The sequence below is a fragment of the Streptomyces adustus genome (assembly GCF_009377175.1).
Classification (GTDB): Bacteria; Actinomycetota; Actinomycetes; order Streptomycetales; family Streptomycetaceae; genus Streptomyces; species Streptomyces adustus.
Map to the genome: position 1 here is coordinate 53,602 of NZ_VJZD01000010.1, position 25,163 is coordinate 78,764.

24 protein-coding genes are annotated in these 25,163 nt (G+C 70.7%); 7 read left to right on the plus strand and 17 right to left on the minus strand.

All coding sequences use genetic code 11. The features are described 5' to 3' along the window. Positions 1-5: 5 nt before the first annotated feature. The 3 genes from FNH09_RS04405 to FNH09_RS04415 form a co-directional block, all read right to left on the minus strand. Entirely contained in the window at positions 6-953 is a 948-nt protein-coding gene (locus FNH09_RS04405) for a carbohydrate ABC transporter permease (protein ID WP_152885391.1), read from the minus strand. Positions 954-965: 12 nt separating this feature from the next. Beyond that, positions 966-2,309, minus strand: a complete 1,344-nt coding sequence (locus FNH09_RS04410; protein ID WP_238426445.1) for an extracellular solute-binding protein — start codon at positions 2,307-2,309, stop codon at positions 966-968. 145 nt (positions 2,310-2,454) lie between these two features. Beyond that, entirely contained in the window at positions 2,455-3,519 is a 1,065-nt protein-coding gene (locus FNH09_RS04415) for a LacI family DNA-binding transcriptional regulator (RefSeq protein ID WP_338017464.1), read from the minus strand. 218 nt (positions 3,520-3,737) lie between these two features. Between FNH09_RS04415 and FNH09_RS04420 the strand changes: the two genes are divergently transcribed. Further along, positions 3,738-5,594 (plus strand): glycoside hydrolase family 2 TIM barrel-domain containing protein, encoded by a 1,857-nt coding sequence (locus FNH09_RS04420; RefSeq protein ID WP_162468096.1) that lies wholly within the window; start codon positions 3,738-3,740, stop codon positions 5,592-5,594. Positions 5,595-5,705: 111 nt separating this feature from the next. Here the strand turns inward: FNH09_RS04420 and FNH09_RS04425 are convergent, their stop codons facing one another. The 4 genes from FNH09_RS04425 to FNH09_RS04440 are packed head-to-tail and all read right to left on the minus strand — an operon-like array spanning position 5,706 to position 9,456. After that, positions 5,706-7,106, minus strand: coding sequence for an FAD-dependent monooxygenase (locus tag FNH09_RS04425; protein WP_152885394.1), 1,401 nt, complete (start codon positions 7,104-7,106; stop codon positions 5,706-5,708). Next, on the minus strand, positions 7,099-8,295 hold the full coding sequence (locus FNH09_RS04430) for an MAB_1171c family putative transporter (RefSeq protein ID WP_162468097.1): 1,197 nt from the start codon (positions 8,293-8,295) through the stop codon (positions 7,099-7,101). The genes FNH09_RS04425 and FNH09_RS04430 overlap by 8 nt, the downstream gene beginning before the upstream one ends. After that, positions 8,292-8,900: a toxin gene (locus FNH09_RS04435; RefSeq protein WP_152885397.1), complete on the minus strand. Its 609-nt coding sequence runs from the start codon at positions 8,898-8,900 to the stop codon at positions 8,292-8,294. Before FNH09_RS04435 ends, FNH09_RS04430 begins: the two co-directional genes overlap by 4 nt. Further along, entirely contained in the window at positions 8,857-9,456 is a 600-nt protein-coding gene (locus FNH09_RS04440) for a hypothetical protein (RefSeq protein ID WP_152885421.1), read from the minus strand. The genes FNH09_RS04435 and FNH09_RS04440 overlap by 44 nt, the downstream gene beginning before the upstream one ends. Before the next feature lie 140 nt (positions 9,457-9,596). Between FNH09_RS04440 and FNH09_RS04445 the strand changes: the two genes are divergently transcribed. From FNH09_RS04445 to FNH09_RS04450, 3 genes are all read left to right on the plus strand, one after another. Beyond that, complete coding sequence (locus tag FNH09_RS04445) at positions 9,597-9,854, plus strand: hypothetical protein (RefSeq protein ID WP_152885398.1); 258 nt, start codon at positions 9,597-9,599, stop codon at positions 9,852-9,854. Between the two features lie 57 nt (positions 9,855-9,911). Continuing rightward, on the plus strand, positions 9,912-10,049 hold the full coding sequence (locus FNH09_RS47525) for a hypothetical protein (RefSeq protein WP_202919590.1): 138 nt from the start codon (positions 9,912-9,914) through the stop codon (positions 10,047-10,049). A gap of 137 nt (positions 10,050-10,186) precedes the next feature. Next, positions 10,187-10,897 (plus strand): class III extradiol ring-cleavage dioxygenase family protein, encoded by a 711-nt coding sequence (locus tag FNH09_RS04450; protein WP_152885399.1) that lies wholly within the window; start codon positions 10,187-10,189, stop codon positions 10,895-10,897. Here the strand turns inward: FNH09_RS04450 and FNH09_RS04455 are convergent. The 8 genes from FNH09_RS04455 to FNH09_RS04490 all read right to left on the minus strand — a co-directional run bounded on the left by FNH09_RS04455 (position 10,889) and on the right by FNH09_RS04490 (position 18,413). Next, positions 10,889-12,193 carry an amidohydrolase gene (locus tag FNH09_RS04455; RefSeq protein WP_152885400.1) on the minus strand — a complete coding sequence of 435 codons (1,305 nt, stop codon included), beginning with the start codon at positions 12,191-12,193 and terminating at the stop codon, positions 10,889-10,891. The two genes, FNH09_RS04450 and FNH09_RS04455, sit on opposite strands and share 9 nt — an antisense overlap. Continuing rightward, positions 12,177-12,920 carry a TRIC cation channel family protein gene (locus FNH09_RS04460; protein ID WP_162468098.1) on the minus strand — a complete coding sequence of 248 codons (744 nt, stop codon included), beginning with the start codon at positions 12,918-12,920 and terminating at the stop codon, positions 12,177-12,179. The genes FNH09_RS04455 and FNH09_RS04460 overlap by 17 nt, the downstream gene beginning before the upstream one ends. A gap of 212 nt (positions 12,921-13,132) precedes the next feature. Then, positions 13,133-13,714 carry a suppressor of fused domain protein gene (locus FNH09_RS04465; RefSeq protein WP_238426447.1) on the minus strand — a complete coding sequence of 194 codons (582 nt, stop codon included), beginning with the start codon at positions 13,712-13,714 and terminating at the stop codon, positions 13,133-13,135. A gap of 97 nt (positions 13,715-13,811) precedes the next feature. Then, entirely contained in the window at positions 13,812-15,449 is a 1,638-nt protein-coding gene (locus FNH09_RS04470) for a multicopper oxidase family protein (protein WP_152885402.1), read from the minus strand. A 122-nt stretch (positions 15,450-15,571) separates the two neighbouring features. After that, positions 15,572-15,820 (minus strand): hypothetical protein, encoded by a 249-nt coding sequence (locus tag FNH09_RS04475; RefSeq protein WP_338017465.1) that lies wholly within the window; start codon positions 15,818-15,820, stop codon positions 15,572-15,574. 109 nt (positions 15,821-15,929) lie between these two features. Continuing rightward, on the minus strand, positions 15,930-16,502 hold the full coding sequence (locus FNH09_RS04480; protein WP_152885403.1) for a transcriptional regulator: 573 nt from the start codon (positions 16,500-16,502) through the stop codon (positions 15,930-15,932). Next, on the minus strand, positions 16,495-18,108 hold the full coding sequence (locus FNH09_RS04485) for a helix-turn-helix domain-containing protein (RefSeq protein ID WP_152885404.1): 1,614 nt from the start codon (positions 18,106-18,108) through the stop codon (positions 16,495-16,497). The genes FNH09_RS04480 and FNH09_RS04485 overlap by 8 nt, the downstream gene beginning before the upstream one ends. Then, positions 18,105-18,413, minus strand: a complete 309-nt coding sequence (locus FNH09_RS04490) for a helix-turn-helix domain-containing protein (protein ID WP_152885405.1) — start codon at positions 18,411-18,413, stop codon at positions 18,105-18,107. The genes FNH09_RS04485 and FNH09_RS04490 overlap by 4 nt, the downstream gene beginning before the upstream one ends. Positions 18,414-18,810: 397 nt before the next feature. Here FNH09_RS04490 and FNH09_RS04495 point away from each other — a divergent pair, with 397 nt between their 5' ends. Both FNH09_RS04495 and FNH09_RS04500 read left to right on the plus strand, forming a co-directional pair. Then, a complete protein-coding gene (locus FNH09_RS04495) occupies positions 18,811-19,269 on the plus strand; it encodes a MarR family winged helix-turn-helix transcriptional regulator (protein ID WP_152885406.1) in 459 nt (152 codons plus the stop codon). 94 nt (positions 19,270-19,363) lie between these two features. Beyond that, positions 19,364-21,085 carry an MFS transporter gene (locus FNH09_RS04500; RefSeq protein ID WP_152885407.1) on the plus strand — a complete coding sequence of 574 codons (1,722 nt, stop codon included), beginning with the start codon at positions 19,364-19,366 and terminating at the stop codon, positions 21,083-21,085. A gap of 21 nt (positions 21,086-21,106) precedes the next feature. On the opposite strand, the gene FNH09_RS04505 is transcribed toward FNH09_RS04500, so the two are convergent. After that, positions 21,107-21,748, minus strand: a complete 642-nt coding sequence (locus tag FNH09_RS04505) for a TetR/AcrR family transcriptional regulator (protein WP_152885408.1) — start codon at positions 21,746-21,748, stop codon at positions 21,107-21,109. 193 nt (positions 21,749-21,941) lie between these two features. Between FNH09_RS04505 and FNH09_RS04510 the strand changes: the two genes are divergently transcribed. Continuing rightward, positions 21,942-24,206 carry a glycoside hydrolase family 3 C-terminal domain-containing protein gene (locus tag FNH09_RS04510; protein ID WP_338017466.1) on the plus strand — a complete coding sequence of 755 codons (2,265 nt, stop codon included), beginning with the start codon at positions 21,942-21,944 and terminating at the stop codon, positions 24,204-24,206. A 54-nt stretch (positions 24,207-24,260) separates the two neighbouring features. Here FNH09_RS04510 and FNH09_RS46985 read toward each other — a convergent pair. Then, positions 24,261-25,163: endonuclease/exonuclease/phosphatase family protein (locus tag FNH09_RS46985; protein WP_238426448.1), on the minus strand; the 903-nt coding region annotated here is incomplete at its 5' end.

Here is a 25,163-nt window from a genome sequence, read left to right on the forward strand (position 1 = left end):
TCCGCTCAGGCCGCGCTGCTGGTCGCGCGACGGCGCCGCAGCCCGTACCAGGCCGCCGAGATCGCGACGATGATGACGAAATACACCATGGTGGCGGCAGCGCCGTAGCCACCCCGGTAGGCGGTGAAGCCGGTGTCGTAGATGTACTCGATGACCGGTCGGGTCGATTGGTTCGGTCCGCCGCCGAGCAACTGGTAGATCTGGTCGAAGACCTTCAGCGAGGCGAGGATCTGGAGGATCAGCACCAGGCTGGTGGTCCGGCCGAGCAGGGGGATCGTGATGTGGCGGATCTGCTGCCAGGGGCTCGCGCCGTCGAGGGCCGCCGCCTCGTAGACGTCCGCGGGGACGTCCTGGATCGCCGCGGTGTAGAGGACGAAGTTGAAGCCGAACGTCCACCACACAGTCATCAGCACGACGGCGGTCCAGCCGCCCGAGGTGCTGCCGATGAAGTCCGGCACCGGCAGTCCGACGGCGTCGAACACCTTGGGTATGAGGCCGATCTGCGGGGTGTACATCCACAGGAAGACCAGGGTGACCACGGAGGACGGCACGACGTACGGCACGAAGAACGCGATGCGGTAGAAGAGCCGGCCGCGGCGTATGCGCGAGGCCAGGATGGCGACGCCCAGGGCGAGGATCACCAGCGGGGGCGTGGTCAGCAGGGTGAAGAGCACCGAGTGCCACAGGCTCTCCCAGAAAAGGGAGTCGGTGAGCACCTCGCGGTAGTTCGACAGGCCGACGAAGTCCCCGAGGCCGCTCTTGACGGTGGTGGTGTTGAAGAAGCTCAGCACCACACCGACGAGCAGCGGGCCGACCAGGAACAGCAGGTAGATCACGAGGAAGGGGGCGGTGAGCAGTCGGCCCGCCCGGCGTTCGGAAGAGGTGGGCCGGTCGGCGGCGAGTGCCGTGGGGGTTGCGGCGGGTGCCGGTCGCGTCGAGACGACGGTCGTCATGGTGACTGCCTCCTACTTCATCGTGACCGGCGGTCGGGACGTGGTGTACCGCTTTAGCGCGGAGCGCATCGCGCCCGCCATGCCCGTGGGCGAGATCCGCCCGGCGAGCGCCTCGATGACCGTTCCGCCGATCACGCCCTGGAAGTCCGAGCCGGCGCCGGTGTACCAGGCGACCGGGTCGTACTGGGCGTTGAAGGCGGCCTCGACGTAGTTGCGCTGCGGCGACAGGTCGAGGAACGCCTTGCTCCTCTGGGTGGGCAGCCAGGCGGGGATGTGCCCGCCCTCGGCCCACACCGCGCTGCTGTCGAGCAGGCTCTTGACGAACTTCGACGCATTGCGGGTGCGGGTCTCGTCGCCGCGGTCGTTGCGCGGCAGGATCAGCGCGTGCGAGTCGGCGTAGGCCACCGGCTTGTCGCCGAGCAGCGCCGGGAACGGCACGACGTCGAACTTCAGGTTCTTGACCCCCCGGTACGACGGGATCTGCCATTCCCCGTCGAAGAGGAAGCCGGCCTTGCCCGTGCTGAAGAGGGCGTTGGCGCCCGCGCCGGTGAGGTTCTTCGGCATCAGGTTCGGGCCGGTCAGGCTCTGCATGAAGGCGACCGTCTCCCGCATCGCCTCGTCATCGATGGCGATCTTCGTCCCGGAGTCGGTGACGATCGGGCCGGCCAGGCCGGAGTAGACCATGCTGAAGAAGCGCCAGGCGGTGGACGGGTCGGCGGTGATCGACATGACCGCGCCGTACTGGGCGCCGCCCGCGTCCTTCATCGCCTTCACCGCGGCGACGAAGTCCTCCTTGCCCTCGAGGGGCACGAGACCGTCGCCGGCGGAGTTCAGCAGGCCCGCCCTGCGGGCGATGTCGACGTTGTAATAGAGGACGAAGGGGTGCGTGTCCAGCGGGACCGCGTACACCTTTCCGTCCACGGTGGCCTTCTTCCAGGCCGCCGGCGTGAACTTGTCCTCGGTGACACCCAGCTCCCCGAGGGGGGTGTCCTCGACCGGCTGAAGCAGGCCGGAGGCGGCCAGCAGCGGGAGCCGGGAGAGGTGGGTGATGCCGACGTCCGGCGGGGTGCCGCTCGCGGTGGCCAGTGCAAGCTTCGTGTAGTACGGATTGCCCCAGCCCAGGATGGTCGCGTCGACCGTCGTTCCCGGGTTGGCCTTCTGGAACGCCTTCTCCATCAGCACCATGTTGGCGCCGTCACCACCGGTGAAGAGGTTCCAGAAGATGACATCCGCCGTGTTCGGCTGCGAGCCCATAAGGCCGGACGCGAGCGGGGAGGAGCACGCCGCGAGCCCTCCGGTCAGGGCAAGGCCACCGCCGAGGGCAAGAAACCGCCGGCGCGCCATCGCTCCGCTCATAGGGGTATTCACCTCGTTAAATCGATGTGAACTCGATGGCGCAGACCCTCGCACACGTTTTGCAACGATGCAATAGACCGCGGCGAACAAGTCCGCCGGGCCGCTGCCGCGACCGAGCGTCACCTCGCGCGCGCCGGACTCCGACTCACTCCCGGGGGGCCTCGCGGCGCGAGGACTCCCGTACGACCAGCCGGTACGGTGTGGGCTCCTGGGGCGCCGCCACCACCGCGCCCACCTGCGCCTCCCCGTCCGGCGCGGCCTCCTCGGAGGCCCCGCGGGACTGGATCTGCTCCTCCAGCAGGGCCAGCGCGCGCTCGGCGATGGCGTCGAGGTCGGGGGCGATCGAGGTGAGCGGCGGGTGGGTGTAGGCCGACTCCTGGATGGCGTCGATACCGACGACGGCGACGTCCTCGGGCACCCGCACCCCGGAGGCGTCCAGGGCCCGCAGCGCGCCGACGGCCAGCGCGTCGTTGAAGGCGAAGATGGCGTCCGGCAGCGGGCCGTCGCCCTCCAGGAGCTCCCGCACGGCCGCGTAGCCCTGGTCCCTGGTCCAGTCCTCGACCGGTACGACCAGCCAGTTCACCCGTCGCACCCGGGCGGCGGACATCGCCTGCTCGTAACCCTCGGTGCGCTGGCGGCCGTTCTCGCTGCCGTTGCGGCCGAGCGCGACGATCCAGCGGCAGCCCTGCTCCAGCAGGTGCTCGACCGCGGTGCGGGCGGCCGCCACATTGTCGATACCGACGCGGGGAAACTGGTCGCCGACGCTGTGCTCACCCAGCATGACCAGCGGAAAGTCCGGCTTCTTGGCGGCGACGTCGCCCGCGGGCAGGGTCAGGGCGCTCAGCAGCACCCCGTCGGCGACATTGGTCAGACCGCCCTCGATGATCTGCCGCTCCACCCCGCTGTCGCCCGCGGTCGACTCGACGAGCACCGTGATGCCGCGCCGGCCCGCGGCCCGGATGACGGCCTGGGCGAGCTCGGCGAAGTAGGGCTCGGCGAGGAACGGCACCGCCAGCGCGATGAAGCCGGTGCGGCCCGAACGCAGGCCGCGCGCCAGGTAGTCCATGCGGTAGCCCAGCTCGTCCAGCGAGCGCTGCACCTTGGCGCGGGTGTCGGGGCTGACGTGCTCGTAGCCGCTGACCACGTTCGACACCGTGCGCACCGACACCCCGGCGTGCTCGGCCACGTCCCGCATCCGCACTCTGGCCACTGGGGCCTCCTTCCCGTCGTGTCGGCACTCGGAGACTGCCGGGTGGCCCCGTCAGCGGCCGGCAGGAACTCAGAGTCTGCCGCACCGCGGAGCCCCGACTCATCGTCGCATCTCCTCCAGGTCTTGCATCGATGCAAATGATCACTCATGATGACAGGGCTTCGATCGTAGAAACACGCCCATGCCGGGAATTCCGGAAAAGGGCAGGAGGAGGATCCGTGAGGGCGAGCGAGCAGGACGGGACGTATCCGAGGCCGATCCTGCGCCGGGAGCGGTGGCACAGCCTCGACGGCGTCTGGGAGTTCGGGTACGACGACGCCCGCGACGGCGAGCGCGACGCATGGTTCTCCGAGCAGGCGACGGGCGCCTTCGACCGGGAGATCACCGTCCCCTTCCCGCCCGAGGCCCCCGCCTCGGGCATCGGCGAGACCGCTCCGCACGCGGTGGTCTGGTACCGCCGCCGCATCCCCCACGCCACCCTCGCCGTCAGCGGCGGCGAGCGGGCACTGGTGCACTTCGGAGCCGTCGACCACCGGGCCAAGGTGTGGCTGGACGGCACGCTGGTGGCCGAACACATCGGCGGCCAGACCCCGTTCACCGCCGACGTGACCGACGCGCTACGCCCCGGCGCCGACGAACACGTACTCGTCGTGCGCGCCGAGGACGACCCGGCCGACCTGGCACAGCCCCGCGGCAAGCAGGACTGGCAGGACCGGCCGCACGCCGTCTGGTACGAGCGCACCACCGGCATCTGGCAGACCGTGTGGACCGAGACCGTCGCCGCCCAGCACATCACCGACCTGGCCTGGATCCCCGACCCGATGCGCGGCGTCGAGGCCGAGATCACCCTCGCCTCCACACCCGCCACCCCGGTGACCGTGGACATCGTCCTCAGCCACGAAGGCCGGACACTCGCCCGCTCCACCACCTCGGTCCACACCCCGCGCGGCCGCGTCGACCTCGTCGTCCCCGCCCTGCGCAACGGCATCGACCGCGAGGACCTGCTGTGGAGCCCCGAGCGGCCCACACTCGTCGACGCCCGGGTCACCGTCCGCGACGCCGCCACCTCCGAGGTCCTCGACACCGTCGACAGCTACATCGGCCTGCGCAGCGCAGGCGTCGGCCGGGGCGCCTTCCTGCTCAACGACCGCCCGTACTACGTGCGTTCGGTGCTCAACCAGGGCTATCGCCCCGACACTCTGATCGCCAACTCCGGCACCGCCGAACTGCGCCGCGAGGTCGAACTGATCAAGGCGATGGGCTTCAACGCCGTCCGCATCCACCAGAAGGCCGAGGATCCGCGCTTCCTGTACTGGGCCGACCGGCTCGGCCTGCTGGTGTGGGGCGAGACCGGAGCCGCCTACGAGTACGGCACCGAGGCCGTGGAACTGCTCACCCGCGAATGGCTGGACATGGTGCGCCGCGACCGCAGCCACCCCTCGATCGTCACCTGGGTCCCGGTCAACGAGAGCTGGGGCTGCTCCGACATGGCGAACGACCCGGCGCAGCGGGCCTACACGGTCGCCCTCGCCAACCTCACCCGCGCCCTGGACCCGACCCGCCCGGTCATGTCCAACGAGGGCTGGGAGCACACCGACAGCGACATCATGGGCGTGCACGACTACTCCTCCGACCCCGAACTCCTCACCCGCCGCTACGGCGACACCGACGGATTCGAGGCACTGCTCGCCTCGCCGGGCCCCGCCGGACGCGTCCTCTCCCTCGACGCACGCCAGACGGAGCGCTACCGCACCGGTGAAGCCCCGCTGATGCTCACGGAGTTCGGCGGTCTGTCCGTGGGCGCGGAGGAGGACGAGTTCTCCTACACGCGAACCAGCTCCGACACGCAGTACGCCGCCCTGCTCGGCGACATCTTCGGGGTGCTGCACAAGAGCCCGATCGTCGCGGGTTTCTGCTACACCCAGTTCATGGACACCGCCCAGGAGACCAACGGCCTTCTCTACGTGGACGGTTCACCGAAGCTGCCGCTGGAGACGATCCACCGCATCGTCACCGGCACCGCTCCCGCCCCCGAGGAGAAGCCCGACTCCCCGGCCCCGGCCGACCGGGTATGACGACCCACGGCGTTGCCGACACGGCTGCCCGGTGCGTGGGCACCGGACACCGCGTGGCAGCGACGCCGGTCGCGGCCGTGACGGAAGTCCGCCGGGGCATCGGGGTGTTCGTCAGGGCATGGCCGATTTCCGTTCGGCCTCCGTCACCGGCGGGCCCTCCAGGAACGGCTTGCGCGGGCCGAACAGCATGGGCAGGAGCATGTCGGGTGAGAAGAGCCGGGTGGCCGGCTTCTCCAGGCTCATCACGTCGAGCAGTGCGCCGAGCGCTCGCGGATTGCGGGCGCCGGTGGCGACGGCTCGATCGACGAAGCGGGCCAGGAACTTCTCCACGGCGGTGGGCGGGGTGTCGGCGGCTCCGGGATAGAACGCGTCCTGGCCGACGGCCAGGTCCCACGCGGCGGCGACGGGACGGGCCACGGCGCGCTGGACACGGAGAGCGGCGCCTGGGTCGGTAAGGTGCGCGCGGCGCAGGACGCGGCGCAGGGCGAGGGCGCTCTGGGCGGAGACGGTCAGGCCGTGGCCGTAGACCGGGTTGTAGCCGGCCACCGCGTCACCGAGGACCGAGAACCCCTCCGGCCAGCGCTCGGCCTTCTCGTAGTAGCGGCGTCGGTTGCCGGTGGCCCGGGTGGTCTCGACGCCTCCGATCGGTTCGGCGCCCTTGATCAGGTCTCCGATGACCGGGTCGCCGAGAGCGAGCGCGAAGTCCACGAAGGCTTCGGGGTCGGCGGTGGGTTCACCGCCCCGTGTACCGGAGAGCGTGACGATCCAGCGGCCGCCCTCGACGGGCAGGATGATGCCGCCGCGGCCGGGCGGGGCGGCGGGGTTGGCCTGCACGTTGACCAGCGGGAAGTCCATGTTCTCGGTGGTGCCCGGGGCCCGGTAGAGGCGGGTGGCGTAGGCGACGCCGGCGTTGACCGTCCGTTCGGTGACGTCCGGGAGGCCGAGGTCGCGCAGCCAGTGGGGGGCGCGGGAGCCACGCCCGGAGGCGTCGATGACCAAGTCGGCGGAGATGGTGAGTTCTTGGTCTCCCGCACTTGCCCGAATGCCGGTGACCCGCCGGGCGTCGCCTTCCAACGCGTGGACGGTCGTGTGCTGTTGCAGAGTGATGCGCTCGTGGGCGAGGACGCGGTCACGGAGCACGGAGTCGAGGAGGTCCCGCGAGCACACCAGGTTGCGGTGATGAGTGGACAGGAAGCGCCGGAACCAGATCTCGTTGGGGGCGCGGGAGACCATGTCGCCCATGATGTGGACGAGACGGCCACCACCGGCGACGATGCCGTCGACGAGCCCCGGCACGAGGTCGTCGAAGGCTCTGACGCCGCCGCTCCACACCAGGTGCGCGTGACGGGCCTGGGGCACACCGGTACGCGGCTGCGGTCCGGCGGGCAGGACGTCGCGTTCGACAAGGGTGACATCGGCGAACTCGGCGAGCACGGACGCGGCGAGGAGACCGGTGACACTCGCGCCTATGACGATCGCGGTGGGCCGACCGGCGGTGGCTCTGTCAGGCATGCGGATTCACGCTTTCTGTGCTGATCACTTCGTGACGGATGCTGTCGACGATTCGCGGGCGGTGCATGGCTTGGGAGACGGCGTCGATACGGTCGCTCAGTTCGGAGGTGGACTGCGGAGCGGGATTGCCGGAGTGATGAAGGGGTCCTGCTCCTCGATAGGCGTCGGTGGCTGCCTGCACGGTGATCGCCCCGGCGATGCCGTGTGCTGCCTTCTCGGTGTGCGTGCCGAGCGCTGCCGTGTACGCCCGCGCGTAGAGACCGTCGTCCACATAAGGAGAGAGCAGACGCAGGGCGTCGTGAATGCGTTGTCGGCGTTGCAGCAGACGCAGGTCCAGGGGTGCCCACACTCCGATGCGGGCCTTGGCCGCCGCCGGGGACAGCAGGCGGGTCGCTCGCCACAGGGGGTACAGCCGGCGGTACTCACGTTGGTCACGGGTCCACTTCTGGAGGAAGGGTCCCGCCTGGGGAACGATGAAGCCCATGGCCACCAAAATGGCCTCCAGGAGTGCGAACGGCGGTGCCGCCTGTGTGCTGAGGGCATCCCAGTCGGTTCCGGCCCAGCGAGCTCCGATCGCGGCCCACTTCGCCGCGTCGTAGAGAAGACCGAAGGCGAACCCCGACTGCAGGCAGACCACTCCCGACTTCATCCAGCGGTTCTCCACCTGGGGAAACCACTTCCAGAGCATGTAGGCGGCGACCAGCGCCGACACCATGTGCGCCAGGAGGTAGAGCAGGATGTGCTCGCGCATCCAAGCGGTGCCGGCGTAGTAGGTGTCCAGGTCGTAGATCCGCGGGACGGGGACATCCGCCAGAAGGAACGTCACCCACAGGGCGGCGATGACACCCGCATAGACGAGGTAGATCAGGCGCATCCGGCGCCGACGCCGCTCGGACGGCTCTTCCCGCCACCGCATGATCATGGTCAGGCTCGTGGCGCAGAACGCGGTGAGGAACGAATAGGCCCACGGCGCGGCGATGTTCGGGACGCCGGTCCATTGGTTGAGCCGCTCGATGTTGGCGGGCGTGATGACGACGAGGACGGCTGCGGCCCAGGTCAGCAGCAGCGTGGTCGCCCGCACGTCCGGATCGCGCCAGGCACGCAGAAGCGTCGGGAACTTCAGAACAAGCGCCAGCACCAACAGCACGGTCGGTATCGCATAGGAAATGTGTAAGTTCGCGACGGTCACAGGATGCGCCCGCTTCTATGGCTCAGCGAAAGCGTGATGCGCCCTTCGACGGTGGCCGGGCTGAGGGGACCCTCCGCGTACCGGCCCCGCATCCAGGTGCGCACCTCCCTGCCGAACAGCAGGCCGAAAGTCTCCGCGTCCACTTCGTGCTCGTCGGCGGATTCGGCTCGGGCCGCGACGGCCAGCACGGCTTCGCGGGGCACTTCGTGTGCGGCCAGGAACTGCTCCACGGCGCGCTGGATCGCCTCGGGCGTCCGGTCGGCGGTCAGGGCACGGGCGGCGGCCGGGTACCCGACCGGGTGCTCGCCGCAGTCACCCTGTTCCTCGTGCCATAACTCATGTCCCAGGATGACCAGTTGGGCCTCGGGGGCCGTGTGTTCCTCCACCACGATGATGGACTGGTCCGCGCAGTCGAGGCGCATGCCGGAGACGGGGATGTCCGGCGGGAACGCGCGGAACACAAGCCGGATCGGCCGACCTGCGCGCACGCTCATGGCTCGACAGAACTCCCGCATCACGACCTCAGGTTCAGCCGGCCGTTGGATCGACCGCGAGGCCTCCTCACCCAGGGCGGCGATCAGGAGTTTCATGGCCTTGGTACTCATCGTCAGGGTCTCCCTTCTGGGGCAGCACGGACCGCAGGACTCCGCCCAGGACGCGCTCGAGCTGATCACGGGTCATGGAACCGTCCGTGCGCAGATCCGCGCTCCGCACTCCGAACTTCTCCATCAGAGCCAGCACGGGGTCCGATTCAGGACCCTCCAAGCGACGCAGGACCGGCAGGAGGACCCGGTTGAGGGCCTCGTCGGCCGGTGCGGTGAAAAACGCCTCTCCCCCGTCGACCTGGAAGAAGTCCACCAGGCTGTGAAGGAGTTCGACACTCGGCACCTTTTTGCCGTCACAGACCTGGCGGGCCCAGTATTCGGACACGCCCACCTGCTCGTGGATCTCCGCGGCGAGGTCCGACATGCGTGTGCGGGTACGGTCCAGACGGGCGGTGGCCAGCAATTTGATGCGCGCGCGAACACGGTCGTTGACACTGTCGTCCGGCGCACCGCCGCCACCGAGTAGGCTGCGGACGGTCTTTTCGGGCAGTGCTGTCTTCGCTGCCAGTTCGCGGGGGTCGAGCAGGTGTGACTGTTTGCCGTCCTCGGTGTCCATGTACGTCCTGAGGCGTTCCAGCGTCTCGCGGAGAGGCACCTTCGATTCCACTGGTGTACTCCCGGGGTTGGGATTGCCACGCCGCGCTTCCGCGGCGCGCCTGGCAGCCTACGCACCCCCACTCCGTCCATCAACGATCGATGAGCAGCCGAATTCGATCGTTGACGGAACTCATCACCATGTGCGGCCGGATCACGGCCGAGCACGCACACCAGGGAGAGTGGCAGCCCCACTCCGCAAGCGTCCTCAGCCAGCGCTACGAGGCTGCCGCGCCGCTCGCGGACGTATCCCGGGGGCTCACCAGAACTCGCCGCGGAATGCGCAGGGTCGAGACCCTGGCACGCCAGAAATTCCACGACCGCACCCTGGCGACCGGCACTCAACCACCGTCGCCCTGAACGGGGATTGTGGCTTCCATCATGGCGGTCGTGATCTTGTACTGGTGAGATCGCCGGATGTTCGACCGTGAAGACCGGGGCGGCTACTGCGACATCACCGTGTGGAGCACGTCCGGAGCCCTCCCGGACGACCAAGCCCTCGTCGACATCGCCGAGAAGGTTCTTCCGCGGATCCCCGAACGATCCGCCCGGTGAGACGCCGACGGGACTTCGGCCTTCGGCAGCAGCGTCGCTCGGTGGCCCCGCCTCGAACGCGCACGACACCGGCGGCGTAAGCCCCGGCACGACACCGGCGGCGTAAGCCCCGGGACGTGACGGCTAGGCTGCGGCGCATGCTCGTGGCCGCTGCCATCTGTCCCTGCCTGCCGTCGCTCACGTTCGCGACGGACGTGGGCACGCCTGCCGCGCCGGAGCGGCTGCGCGTGGCGTGCGCGGAGGCGGTGGCGGCCGTACTGGCCGAGGATCCTGAGATCGTGGCCGTGGTCGGGCCCGGTACGCGGTCCTTTCTCCACGAGGAGGGATTCCTGCCGTCCGCACGGGAGCACGGGCTTCCCGCGGGCGTACGGCGTGGGCACGGCCGGGCCCCGGAGGCACCGGCGGACAGCCTGCCGATGGCGCTCGGCGTCGGAGCGCGGCTGCTTCAACAGGCGGGCTGGAGCGGTCCGGTGCGCGCCTACGAGCTGGACGACGCCCGGAGTTGGCCCATGAACGGCGAGGACGGCGTCCACCTGGCGGGATGGGCGGACCGCGTCGGTCTGCTGGTGATCGGGAACGGTCCGAGCCACGCCGGAGCGGACGGAGCCCATCGCCCCGACCCGCGGGTCGAGGAGATCGACGCGGGCATCGCCGCCGCACTGTCCAGCGGTGACGTGACCGGATTCTTCCCGACCATGGATGTCGGGCTCGCTCGTGAGCTGGAGGTGTCGGGCCGCTCGCCCTGGCAGCTGCTGGACGGGGCCGACTGGGACCTGACCACTCACCGTCTCCTGCACACCGAGACCGTGGACGGCGTGAGCTGCTTCGTGGCCACCTGGTCACCCTGAAGCGTCGGCCTCCGTGGCTCCCCCCGGCTGAGCTGTCCGGTCTTCGGCGAGCCAGTCCAGTGCGGCGACGGTCAGGGCTGCGATGCCGGTGTCCAGGGTGGGCTGGACGACGGGGGCGAAGGCGGGCGAGTGGTTCACCGGGATGTCCTGGTCGACGGTGCCGTTGCGTTCTGCCTCGGCGTACTGCTCCGGATCGATCCCGCCGATGCCCCAGTAGCACAGCGGGGTCCCGAAGGCGTCGGGGATCTCGCTGAAGTCCTCGCTGGCGGTCTGTAGGTCGATGGTGCCGGCGGCGTCGCCGAAATGGGCGCGGAAGGCTCTGTCGAGCCGGGCCGCGGTGCCGGTGTCGTTGGAGGTGGGCGGGAATGCGGACAGCGTCTCGATGTCGGGTTCCTTGGGTGCCGCGGACGCCTGGGCCTCGGCGCGCACGCAGCGGCCGATCGCGTCGAGGATCCGGGCACGGGTGGCGTCCTTGTAGCTGCGCACGTTCAGTTCGAGGGTGGCGCTGTCGGGAATGACGTTCGGGCTGGAACCGGCGTGGATGCTGCCGACCGTCAGCACCGCCGGATCGGTGGCCGCCACCTCACGGGAGACGATGGTCTGGAGTCGAAGGACGCACAGCGCGGCCAGGACGACCGGGTCGATCGCGGACTGGGGCATGGAGCCATGGGCACCGCGCCCGTACAAGGTGATGCGCAGGTTGTCCGCCGCGCTGAGAAAAGGCCCCGGACGCACCCCGACGTATCCGGCCGGATAGGGCAGCACATGCTGGGCGAGGGCCACGTCGGGGCGGGGCACGCGGTCGGTCAGGCCGTCCTTGAGCATCGCGTCGGCGCCGTCGCCGTTCTCCTCCGACGGCTGGAAGAGCACCACCAGCGTGCCCCGCCAGCTCTGCCGGCCCTGTGCCATGAGCTGCGCGCATCCGAGCAGGCAGGAGACGTGGACGTCGTGTCCGCAGGCGTGCATGACCGGCACCTCGCGGCCCGATCGGTCGGTGGCGGTGGCGGTGGCGGCGTAGGGAAGGCCGGTGGCCTCCAGCACCGGGAGGGCGTCCATGTCGGCGCGCAGCAGGACGGTGGGTCCGCTGCCGTGGGACAGCACACCCACCACGCCGGTTCCGCCGAGGCCGTCGGTGACGGTGAATCCCCAGGTCCGCAGCCGCTCGGCCACGCGGGCGGACGTGCGGGTCTCGGCCAGTCCCAGTTCGGGATGGGCGTGCAGGTCCCGGTAGAAGTCCTCCACCTGGTCGCGGATCGCGTCCAGGCCGGCCAGCACGCTCTCAACGGCTTTCGTCATCCGGCGGCTCCTGCTTCGTGTGCTCGCCCGCGGCCCGGGTGCGGTACCTGCTCGTGCGGCCGCGTACCTGCTTCAATGCCCGCGTTGGCTCCAGTGGCAGACCGCCGGGCAGACTCCAGTTGCGGTGGTTGGCGACCAGTCTCAGCACCATGCCGCCGAGGATGCCGACGACGATGCCGATCGTGGGGGCGCCCAGCCGCGCGCAGACGATGTACACACCGGACACGGCCGCCGCGACGGTGGCGTACAGGCCGTTGCCTCCCAGGACAGCAGGTACGCGGCTCAGCAGCAAGTCGCGTACCGCTCCCCCGCCGACGGCCGACACGGTGCCGATGAGGACGGCGGCCAGCCAGGCCAGTCCCGCGGCGAGGGTCTTCTGGGTGCCCGCGATGGCCCAGAAGCTGAGGACCGCGGCGTCGAGCCACGCGAACAGCCGGTTCCACTGGGCCTCGCCGATGGTGAACAGGAACGCCAGGAACGCGCCCGCCATCGCCGTCGGCAGATAGGCGGCGTCGGTGAGCGCCACCGGGGTGCCGCGCTGGAGCAGGGTGTCGCGGATGATGCCGCCGCCCAGCCCGGAGACCGTCCCCACGGCGAGGTAGCCGAACAGGTCCAGGCCCGCTACCCGGGCCACCGTCCCGCCCAGCAGGCCGCAGATCGCCACCCCCGCCAGGTCCAGGTACCCGGTGACCTGGTCCACGTCCGCCGGGGAAAGCCACGACGCCACCTGTGCTCCCGCCTGCTCGGCCGCACCGACTGCGGCCGGCCCGATGTGCGGGACTCCGAGGCCCCTGGTCCGGCCTCCTACCGTGCCTGCGCACGGGCCTATTTCCAATCTGGCACGCCGGGCCGGTCCGAAGGGCGGATGACGCGGCTCCCGTACCCGGGCCGTCGGCACGACCCCCGACTGCCGCTCGTGCCCTGTGACGCTCGCGAGGTTCAGACGACGGACGGGCGCCTTGGATCGGTCGGGACGATCGCATGCTCGTCGAAGAGCTGTTCGAGTGCTTCGTGGCCGTGCTCGCGGCGGTATGCCATCTCGGCCGCGGTGACCGGCAGAACCCAGAGGACGCGGGCATGACCGTCCGGCAACGGGCAGTGCTCCAGGTCGGGGCCGTGCAGGTAGGGGAGGCTGATCAGCAGGTGGTCGCAGTGGGACCCGGGCAGCCAGGGCTCCCCTATCGGCAGGCTGTGCTCGAGGTCGAGGTGGTGATCAGCGTGGTAGCACGCGGTCATGGCCAGGAGATCGGCGAAGCGTTCGTCGTGGACGGGCGCGGTGAGGACGAATTCGAGGCCGTGGCCCTCCTGCTCGGCCGTGGCCCAGCAGCCGGCGGTGAGGTAGGCCCAGCCGTCGGCGCGTGGTCCCGGGCCGACGGTGAGGATCCTCAGGTCCGGAACCGCTTCCCGTCGCCCGGGTCCCAGGTCGTAGTCGTCGACCGTGATCGCATGGCCGGTGAAGAAGCCGCGAACGTGGGCCTCGACGCCTGCCGTCGCCCGTCGGCCGCGCTCGCTGTCGAACATGGTGGAGAGCATCTCATGGGCCGGTCAGGGCGGTGCGAACCGGTCGAGTCCGCGCCGCCCCTGCTGCCGCAGCGCGGGTCGGGCTGCCCGCGGGGAGTCAGCTCCTGCGGCTGTGTCCTTGGGACTCTGCCGGTTCGACGTAGCGCACGGTCTGCATCATGCCGAGGTCCTCGTGCTGGAGCTGGTGGCAGTGGGCGACGGCATCGCCGGTGAAGTCCTCGTACTTGACCAGGAAGGTGGCGGACTGGCCGGGCGCGCCGCCGGTCAGACCGATGGTGTCGTGCCAGACCGGCGGGTCGAGCCGCTTGCCGTTCCGGTGCGTGAGGAGGACGTGGTTGGTGTGCAGGTGGAAGGGGTGACTGTGCACCGGCACGGTCTCGTCGGTGCGGACGGTCCATCGCTCTACGGTGCCGAGGCGCAGGGTGTGGTTGATGTAATCGGGGTCGAACAGGCCGTAGGCCGGGTCGCGGGTGAGGTCGCCGTCGGGATGTGCCGCGGGGGTCGCGTTGGTGCCCAGCATGCGGAAGGCGTTGGGGAACGCCCCGGCGAAGACGCGCGCGTCGGCATGGAAGACCACCTCCCGGTCCGCGCCGGGGTTGGCGATGTCCTTCTCGTCGAGGAACGGCCTGCCCGGCGGCAGCGAGGCCGGCAGCCGCATCGGCGGATTCACGGGCTCCCCGGCCACCACGACCGTCATCAGCGGCTCGGGCACCATGTCGGCCCGCAGTTCGTAACGGCCCGCCGTGCCGCCGCGGATGAGGATGTCGGCTCGGTTGCCCATGGCCAGGTCCAGCAGGTTCCGGGCGCGGGGTGCGTCGAAGGTGACGCCGTCCTGGGCGATCTGGTGCAGCGTCAGACTGCCCTGCTCACCGGCGACTTGGAGGCGCAGAGCGGTGAAGGCGGTCGCGGCGACCAGCCGCCACCGCTGGACCTCGCCGGGGCGCAGCGTGAGGGTGGGATTGACCGCGCCGTTCACGGTGAAGGTGGACGGGACGCCGTTCACCCAACCGCCCGAGGTGAAGGCGGGGACCTTGCCGTCCTTGAACTTCAGTTCATTGATGCAGACGACGATGTCGGCGGCCGCCTTGATCTCCGGGACCTCGTCGACGTCCCCTTCGACGACGATCACCCCGGCCATGCCCCCGACGATCTGCTCCGCGGTGGATCCGTGCAGGTGCGGGTGGTACCAGTAGGTGCCGGCCGGATGATCGGACGGCACCTCGATGGTCGTCACGTACTGCGGCTCCGCGACACCGGCCGCGGCCTCCTCCGCGGTGCGCGGCGCGAACGCGCGCCGCACGTTGTCGGCGTTCCCGGACGGGGAGACGTGCATCCCGTGGGTGTGCAGGTTGAAGCTGTTGGGGTGGTGCGGCGTATGGGAGTCGCCGGTGTGGGACGGGTCGGGCGGCAGGCCGTTGACGTGCGTCAGCCGTAGCGTCTGCCCGCCGCGCACGCGCAGGGTCGGCCCCGGGATCGCTGCGTTGTACGTACGCGTGGTCACCCGGCGGTAGCCAGGGACGAGGACGTCGGTGAGCCGGACGTCGAGCGTCTGCTCGACCACCCCCGACGCCGAACCCGGCACCAGTCGCGCGGCCGACACGGCAGGCTGCGGAAACAGCGTCGCCGCGGCCGCACGCTGCCGGCCCGCCAGGATTGCCCCGGGCACCGCTGCGATACCCGCGACGGCGATGCCCTTCAGTGCCGATCGACGGCCGATCCCGCCACTTTCGCTCATATCTGGGCAATCTAAACCAAATCGATCAATCGGCTTTGACGGCACACCGAACCGTGTGGAGCCCGGGACGGATCACGCGGTCACGGCGGCCGCACGTCGGGCCCGCCGCCGCCCACACGGGACTACTCCACGGCCGGGTCTTCCTGCGCATGCCGCACCGCCTTCTTCGCCGCCTGCTCGACCTCGTAGCGGGACATGGTCACGTCGTCGCGGTTTGCGTACGCCGTCGCCGCGGCCTGGAACTCCTCCGCCGCCGTGCGCCAGACCCGCCACTGCGCTTCGTACTCGTCGCCAGAGAGCCCGGCCAATTTGGCACGCTGCGTCTCGGCAGCACATTCCAGCCTGATCAGATCATCGGGAACATCAGCCACGGCCTGGGACCCTAGACCGGAAGAGCGTGCGTCCCGCCCCGGCGCGCGGCGAGGGACGCGCGCAGCAACCATCTGGACCCGTAGCGGCGTCCGCCCGACGATCCACGTCTCATGCGGCGAAACCGACGTTGGTGACGTACTCGTACTGGCCCCACTGCGAGCCGAGGTCGACGACCTGGTCGATCCACGCGTCGTCCAGTGCGCGGTCGTCGTCGGCCGCCCAGGCGGCGACGATGCGGTCCCAGCGGCGCACGTTCAGGGTGCGGAACTCCACCACGCGCTGGCGCGGCCGGTCGACCTGGGACTGGTTGAGCGGGTGGATCTCCACGCGGGTGCCGCGGCCTTCGCGGTTGAGGCGGGCGGTGAGGTGACGGGCGACGTTCTCCCGCCGCACGGTGCGGTAGGCCCGCTCGACGAGTTCCAGGTTCTTCCGCGAGGGTGAGCGGGTGCCCTGGAGCCAGGCGCGCAGGGTGCGGGCGGTGACCGTCAGACCGGCCGCGCGGGCGGCGGCGCGGGCGTGGTCGGTGCGGGTGAGGTAGTGCAGCCGGGCGAGCAGGCCGCGGCGGGCGGTGACGGGCGTGGCGATGTACCCGGCGAGCGCGTCCAGTTGGCGGGCGACGGCCTGATGGCCCTTGATGCCGCCCGCACCGTACCTGCCGAACTCGATGTTCCGTTCAGGCATCGTCTCTTCCGGTACTCGATGGGTGGATCACTGTACCGGCTCGTGAAAGCGGGCCATCCGTCCCGACGGTGTAGGTGTCCTTGACCTTCACCTCGGTCACGCCGCGACCTTCGGCGAAGACCGCGCGCCAGTCGCCGGTGACGTGCAGTTCGTCGGTGCCCATGGCGCGGACCACCATCAGTCCCTCGTCGTAGGCGCGGTGGGCCTTCCACCACAGGTTCGCGAACGCCTGGGAGCGGATGAGGTGCATCCAGTCGGTGCGGTACAGCTCCCGGTTGTAGTTCGACTCCCCCAGCGTGGAGACGAACTTCGCGTACATCGCCTTGACGTATTCCAGTGTCACCTCGTCGTCGTCGGCGATCGCCCGGTCCCGGGCGTCCTTCAGGGCGACGCGGAACTTCTCCAGCAGTTGCTCCGTGGCACCGGAGGTCCAGGACTCGTGGATCCGCGGCGGGTCGCACAGGCCGTACTTCGGGCCCGCCAGACGCAGCAGCAGGCGCAGGGTCGGTTCGGTCACCCACAGCGGGCCCGGTTCGTCCCTGTTGCCGATCGGGTTGGGCAGGTAGGCGTCGTGCTCCCAGTCGGGCGGGGTGATCAGGTGGACGCCTGCGCGGCGCCGGTCGTGGTCGTCGCCGACCGAGTGCTCCAGCTGGCCGATCGGCAGGTGGGTCTTGAGGGCGGAGAGGTAGGCGCCGTTGACGTCGAGGGCGGTCACCGCGTGCTCGCCGGGCGGCAGTTCGGGGCGGGTCCACTTGGGGCGCGCCTCCCAGACCTGGTCGGCGCCCCGGGCGCTCTGCTTGCGCAGGATGTCGGGCAGCCAGGGGTGCGCGACGATGTCGTAGCGGCCGCCCCTGCGCGTGTGGTCCAGCAGGGCCATCGCGTCGGGAATCGCCCGCTTGAGCAGCGCGGCACTCGCCGCCTCGACGTCGCCGGCGTGCTGAGCCAGCGCCTCGGTCACGGCCCGGTGGATCAGGTCGGGTTCCGCGTCCGCGGGCCGCACCCGGCGTCCGGCCGCGACGATCCGAACGCCCTGGCCGCCGCGGTCCGCGGACGGACGGGCCGACTCGGAAGGGGCGGGTACGGAGGCCGCGGGCACGGTCGGTCGCGGGGAGCCGGGCGCCGCGCACTCGGCGGGGTCCAGGTGCTGCGGGAACCCGGCGACCTGGTGGCAGGCGGGTTGCCCGCACAGCACACACGGCTGGGGAACAGCGAGCACGTCGAGGTCGTCGTCCTGGCCGGCCTCCGGCTCCGCAGCCGAGTGAAACGCGTCCGCCGCATCCGCATCCGCATCCGCATCCGCATCCGCGCGAACCTCGTCCTGCGACTCCTCGTCCCCGGCATCCCCGACCGCATCCGCTGTCTCGGCGGCCAGCTTCGCCTTCGCCCCTTCAAGGAAGTACGCGTACTTCTCCCGCACTTCGCCGCTCGGGTCCCGCCCGGACTCCCAGCCCCCGACCGTGGACGGGCTGACATTCAAGGCTTGTGCGAGCTGGGGGCGCGAGAGGTTCAGCCCCTCGCGCAGGGCACGCCGCTCCCCGGCGGGCGGCAGCACGGCCTCCTGCCTGGCCGAGGCGAGCAGGGCATCGATCGCGCCGAAGTCCGTCATCGCCCGCCCCCGTCCCGCAGGGCCGCGGAGCGTGCGCCGCTCGCATGGCGGCCGGGAATCCTGCGGCGTTCCGCGGGCAGCGACTCCGCGGCCCTGGTGGGCCCCGCGAGCAGGTCGAGAGCGTCGATGCCGTAGTACGCGGCCACCGCGTCGCAGTCCGCCAGACTCCAGGCGGCCGTACCGGACTGCCGGCGGCTCACCTGAGCCTGACTCACCCCCAGGGCTGCGGCGAGTTCGGTCTGCGACTCACCGGCCGCGTGCAGGAGCGCGGCCACAGCGGACCGTACACGCTCATCAAGACTCATACTCACAACGTCAACGATACCGCTCAAAGCTCATGTGTCATGCGTTAACCGCATTCCGCTCCGCATGCGTGCCCGTGTCGGTCGTCAGATGTGCATCGGCCCCTCGGCGACGAGCTCGGCCAGCCGATCGGTGAGGCTCTGGATGGCCTCGCTCGGGCTGGAGTCCGCCCGCCGGACGAGGCCTCAGCGACGACATGGTCGAAGGCCTCACCGCGTTCGCCCAGAAGCGCCCTCCGCAGTGGAAGAACCGCTGACCCGAACCCGGACGGCACGTCAGCAACCATGAGCGGGCGTGCCGTTCACGCCGCAGCCCGACGGGGCTGCGGCGCGGCCCGCGCCCCCGAAAACCTGCGCCGACATGATTGATTCACGCTACACCTACATGCATAATGCAGTTATGCATAAGCAGGTTATGGACCACGGCACCGCAGAGATGGTCTCCGACGACCTCATCGGTGCCGTGGAACAGATGGTTCGCTACGTGCGGCAGAGCGCGACCTCGGGCGGCCTCAGCATCGCGGCCTCCTCCGTCCTGGCCCGGCTGGGCCGCGAAGGCGCCCACCGGCTGACCGAGTTGGCACGTTCCGAGGGCGTGTCACAGCCGAACATGACGCAGCTCGTCACCCGTCTGGAGCGGGACGGTCTGGTACGCCGCACCGCCGATGCCAGCGACGGCCGGGGCGTGCTGGTCGAGGCCACCGCCGACGGACTCGAACTCTTCCGGCAGCGCCGCGCCGAACGCATGGACGCCCTCCAGGAACTGGTCGACGAACTCACCGCGGACGAACGGCAGGCCGTACAGGTCGCCCTGCCCGCCCTGGCGCGTGCCGTCCAGCACCGGCAGACCCCCGTCTGACGCCGCCGACGGCTTCCCCCGGCTTCCGGTCTCGTCCCGCTCACACCATGTCGGCCCATGTCGGCGCATGCCGACGCCCAGAAAGAGATCTCGAATGAGCGCTCCGCACCAGAAGGTCGCCAGCCCGTTCAAACAGCCGAAGGCCGTCTGGGCCGTGGCGTTCGCCTGTGTCATCTCGTTCATGGGCATCGGCCTGGTGGACCCGATCCTGCCCGCCCTGGCAAGCGATCTCCACGCCACACCCAGCCAGGTCTCGCTGCTGTTCACCAGCTACCTCATCGTCACCGCGGTGGCGATGCTGATCGTCGGCTGGGTCTCCAGCAGGATCGGCGCCAAGCACACCCTCATCGCCGGACTCGCCGTCATCGTCGTCTTCGCCGCCCTGGCGGGCATGTCGGGCTCCATCAACGGCATCGTCGGCATGCGCGCCGGCTGGGGACTGGGCAACGCGCTGTTCATCGCCACCTCCCTGGCCGTCATCGTCGCCTCGGCCAGCGGCGGCTTCGGCGGCGCGATCATCCTCTACGAGACGGCTCTCGGACTCGGCATCGCCGTCGGACCGCTGCTCGGCGGTGAGTTGGGAGCCATCAGCTGGCGCGGCCCGTTCTTCGGTGTCTCCGCCCTCATGGCCATCGCGCTGATCGCCACCGTCGCCTTCGTGCCGCAGCTGCCCAGGCCGGCCAAGCGCACCTCTCCCCTCGCCCCGCTGGCCGCCCTGCGCCACCGCGGTCTGCTGACCATGGGGATCATGGCCCTGCTGTACAACTGGGGCTTCTTCACCATGCTCGGCTACGCCCCCTACCCGATGGAGCTGAACGCCCACGAACTCGGGCTGGTCTTCACGGGCTGGGGTCTGCTCGTGGCCGCCTTCAGCGTGTTCTTCGCCCCTCGTCTTCAGGCCCGTTACGGCACCGCGCCCGTGCTCTACGCCAACCTCGTCGGCCTCGGCATCGTCATGGCGGTGATCGCCGCCGGTGTCGACACCCCGTCCGTGGTCATCACGGCCGTCATCGTCAGCGGCATCTTCATCGGCATCAACAACACGCTCACCACCCAGGCGGTCATGCTCGTCTCCCCCGTCGAGCGGCCCGTCGCCTCCTCCGCGTACGGCTTCGTCCGCTTCATCGGCGGCGGCCTCGCCCCCTACGCGGCCGGAAAGATCGCGGACGCCACCGACCTCGGCGTCCCCTTCTACGTCGGCGCCGCCAGCTTCCTGCTCGCCATTCCGGTCCTGGCCAGCGGCCACAAGCTGCTCACCGCGGCCGAGCAGCGCCCCATGGAACCCGAGCACCTCACTCCCGCCCTGATCCCGGTGGGCAACCAGGCGGCACGGGGCGAAGCCTCCGTCATCGTCGCCGTCGGCAACCACCCCGGCGCCGACGCCGTCGTCGACGCGGCCGCCCGGCTCGCCCACGACACCAGCAGCGCCCTGGAGATCGTGCACGTCCAGCAGACAGCCGTCGTCGAGGAACAGGCCGTCGACACGGAGACCGACGAGCAGGCCCGCGCCGCGGTCGGTGCGCATCTGGCCCGTCTGACCGCCCAAGGCGTCAGCGCCACGGGTCAGGTCCTGCGCAGCGTCGGCGACCACGCCGCAGCGGGCCGGGCCCTGGCCGCCCACGCGGACCGGGTCCACGCACGCGCCGTGGCGATCGGCCGCTCACCCCGGGGACCCCTCGCCCAGTTCGCCGACGGCAGCTTCACCACCGCCCTGGCCCACGGCACGCACCGCACCGTCGTCCTCGTCGACCCCCAGCACACACCCCGCGAGCTCACCGCCACGACCATCGCGGAACTGCGAACCGCCGCTCACTGACGCGTCACGTCCGGCCGCCCGTCACCCGGACTGCGCGGCATCCGACGGCCCGGCGGTCGCAACCGCGGACGAGGGGATGAACAAACTCCAGAAGTAGGCGAGTTGGTCGGCCATATCGATCTCGGGGTCGTACATCCACTGCGTCTGCAACCCGTCGATGAGGGCGAAGAGGAGACCGGCCAGGCGGTCGGGGTCGAGGCCCACGGGCAGCGCCCCGGCCGTCTGCCGGTCCCGGACCAGCTCGGCGACGAGGTCGCGCGCGGTCGCGTAGCGGTCGCGGAAGTACGCGTGGGCCGGATGGCCGGGCTCGGTCGCCTCGGACGCGAAGCGTGAGAAGAGCTGCGTGAGGCCCGGCACCTCGGCGTTGTGGCGGACGAGCGCGGTGAACACCCGACCCAGGTCCGGCGACGCATCGGCCGCCGATCCGAAGGGCTCCTCCAGCAGCCTCCGGTCCACCTCGTCGCGGCGGCGCAGGATCTCGACGAAGAGCTGCTCCTTCGTCCCGAAGTAGTGCAGCAGTCCCGTCTGGCTCAGGCCGACCGCCTGGGCGAGCTCGCGCACCGTCGCGCGGCTGTAGCCGACCCGCGCCACGATGTCGAGCGCCGTGTCGAGGATCTCCTCCCGCTTGGCGATGCCTTTCGCGTACGAACCACGTCGTGCCATGCGCACGACTCTACGGCACCGGAAATTCGCTGGTGGGACCCCTTGTCGCCGAAAACCGAATGTCATACTGTTTTTGCGTCGGCAGGGTGGCCGAGGCTCTCCCCGGCGCGCGCTCACCGACGGCGCCACACGCGCTCCACCGGCTCTACCGCCGTCCCGTAGGGCAGGCACCGCACGACCCGAGGAGACTCCCGTGACCGCGAACGCCCCCGCTTCCCTCACCACGGCGCAGCAGGCCGCCCTGGGCAGCGGCGCCGACTTCTGGAGCACCAAGCAGGTCGACGACGTCCCCTCGCTGGTGCTCACCGACGGGCCGCACGGAGTGCGCCGCCAGGTGGGCGCCACCGACCACCTCGGCCTCGCGGGCAGCGAGCCCGCCACCTGCTTCCCTCCGGCGGTCGGCCTCGGGCAGAGCTGGGACCCGGACCTGACCGGAAGGGTCGGTACGGCCCTGGGCGTGGAGAGCCGCGCGCTCGGCGTCGACGTACTGCTCGGCCCCGGCATCAACATCAAGCGGGACCCGCGCTGCGGCCGCAACTTCGAGTACTACTCCGAGGACCCCCACCTGACCGGCGCGCTCGCCGCCTCCTGGGTGCGAGGCCTCCAGGAGACCGGTGTCGGCGCCTCGCTCAAGCACTTCGCCGCCAACAACACCGAGCACGACCGGATGCGCTCCAGCTCCGACATCGCCCCGCGCCCGCTGCGTGAGATCTATCTGCGCGGCTTCCAGCACGTCGTGCAGACGGCGCAGCCGTGGACGGTGATGTGCTCCTACAACCGCGTCAACGGCACCTACGCCGCCGAGAACCACTGGCTGCTCACCCAGGTGCTGCGCGACGAGTGGGGCTTCGACGGCGTCGTGGTCAGCGACTGGGGCGCGGTCTCGGATCGCGTCAAGGCGGTGGCGGCGGGCCTCGACCTGGAGATGCCCGGCACCGGCGGGGTCACCGACGCGCAGGTCGTCGCTGCGGTCGAGGCGGAGGAACTGGACGCTGCCGTACTCGCCCGGGCAGCCGCGCGCGTGGTCGCGCTGGCCGCGAAGGCCCAGGCGGGCCGCGCGGCGCGGGTCGTCGCGTTCGACGCCGACGCGCATCACCGGCTGGCCCGGCAGGTGGCCGCCCACTGCGTGGTCCTGCTCAAGAACGACCCGGTCCAGGGGCAGGCCGTGCTGCCGCTGGAGGAGGGCCGTTCCCTCGCGGTGATCGGCGAGTTCGCGCAGTCCCCGCGCTACCAGGGCGGCGGCAGCTCGCACGTGAACCCGACCCGCGTGGACGTACCGCTGGACGAGATCCGTGCCCTCGCCGCCGGCAGCGATGTCAGCTACGCGGCCGGTTTCACCACCGACGGCTCCGGCGACGCGGCCACGCTGCGGGACGAGGCCGTCCGAGCCGCGGCGGCGGCGGACACCGCCGTCGTCTTCCTCGGCCTGGCAGCACACCAGGAGTCCGAGGGCTTCGACCGCGAGCACATCGAACTTCCCGCCGGGCAGCTTCAGTTGCTGGCCGCCGTGCTCAAGGTCCAGCCGCGTACCGTCGTCGTCCTCTCGCACGGCGGCGTACTGCGACTGGCCGACGTGGACGAACTGGCTCCGGCCGTACTGGACGGCGCGCTGCTGGGCCAGGCGGGCGGCGGCGCGCTGGCCGATGTGCTGTTCGGGCGGGTCAACCCTTCCGGGCGGCTGACGGAGACCGTACCGGCACGCATCGAAGACACCCCCGCCTACCTGGACTTCCCCGGCGAGCACGGCCATGTCGCCTACGGCGAGGGCCTGTTCGTGGGCTACCGCTGGTACGACGCCCGCAGGATCGAGGTCACCTACCCGTTCGGGCACGGACTGTCGTACACCGCCTTCGCCTACTCCGACCTCGAACTGACCGCCGGCGCCGAGGGTGTCACCGCGACCGTCACCGTCACCAACACCGGCGAGCGGGCCGGCCGCGAGATCGTCCAGTTCTACGTCGCCAAGCCCGGCTCGTCGGTCGCCCGTCCGCCCCAGGAGCTCAAGGCCCACACCGTGGTGACGCTCGCACCGGGTGCCGGCGACCGGGTGAGCGTGCTGATCGAACGTCAGGACCTGGCGTACTGGGACATCCGCGGCAACCGCTGGGTCGTCGAGGGCGGCGGCTACGAGGTGCGCGCCGCCGCCTCCAGCCGCGACATCCGCGCCACGGCCACCGTCGAGGTGGAAGGCGACGTGTTCGTCCTGCCCCTCACCCTCGACTCCACACTGGGCGAGGTCTTGGCCGCACCCGGCGCCGCCGAGGTCCTCGGATCGCTGATGCCCATGCCGCAGCCTGCCGCCGAGAGTGATGGGCTCGGCGTCGACATGGCCAGGTTGATGGCGTCCGTCCCGGTGGGCCGCCTGCTCAGCTTCGCCGGGGGCGCGGTCACCCTCGGGGACCTGGAGAAGCTCCTCGCCCAGCTCGACGCCGCCCGCACCGCCGTGGCCCAGGCCTGACCTCCGGGCGGGGCGGCGAGCGCCGCCCCGCCCACTTCCATCGAGGTCGCCGCGTCAGCCCAGTACGATCCGGGCGGCCACCGGCAGGTGGTCGCTGCCGGTGCGCGCCAGGGTGCGGATGTGGCCGACGGTCGCCGAGCGCGCCATGACCTGGTCGATCCGGGCCAGCGGGAAAGCGGCGGGAAAGCTGAAGGCGAAGCCTTGGCGCGCCGTGTTCAGCCGGGAGGTCAGCGGGGCCAGCCCGCGGTCGTCGACGGTGCCGTTGAGATCACCGAGCAGAAGCACCGTCTCCAGTTCCTCGGCGGCGATGGCCCGGCCCAGCAGGCCGGCGCTCTCGTCCCGCCACGAGGAGGCGAAGCCGCTCACCCCGACCCGGACCGAGGGCAGATGCGCGACATACACCGCAACAGCGCCGCGGGGCGTACGGACTACCGCGCGCAGCCCGCGGCTCCAGGGCTCCGTGATCTGCCGAGGCTTGATGTCCACGTGCCGGACATCGGTCAGCGGATGCCTCGACCACAGCCCGACGGTGCCGCGCACGGCGTGGTACGGGTAGTCGGGGCCGAGGGTCCGCTCGTACACCGCCAGCGCCGCGGGCAAGAGCTCCTCCAGCGCGATCAGATCAGGTCCCGCACCGGCCAGAACGCGGGCCGTACCCGCCGGGTCGGTGTTCACGTCACTGACGTTGTGCTGCACCACGACCAGGTCGTCCCGCGCACCGTGCCCCGTCCCGAGCAGCCCGCCGAACAGATGGGTCCAGACCGCCACCGGCAGCAGCACGACCACCAGCGCGACCGCCGAACGGCGCACCAGGGCCACCACGAGCAGCACCACGGCCACCAGGCCGAGCCACGGGAGGAAGGCCTCCAGCAGACTGCCCAGCCGGCCGACCTGGTTGGGCACCGTCCGGTGCAGGCCCATGAGCCCGGCCGTCAGCACCGCGAGCACGGCAGTCAC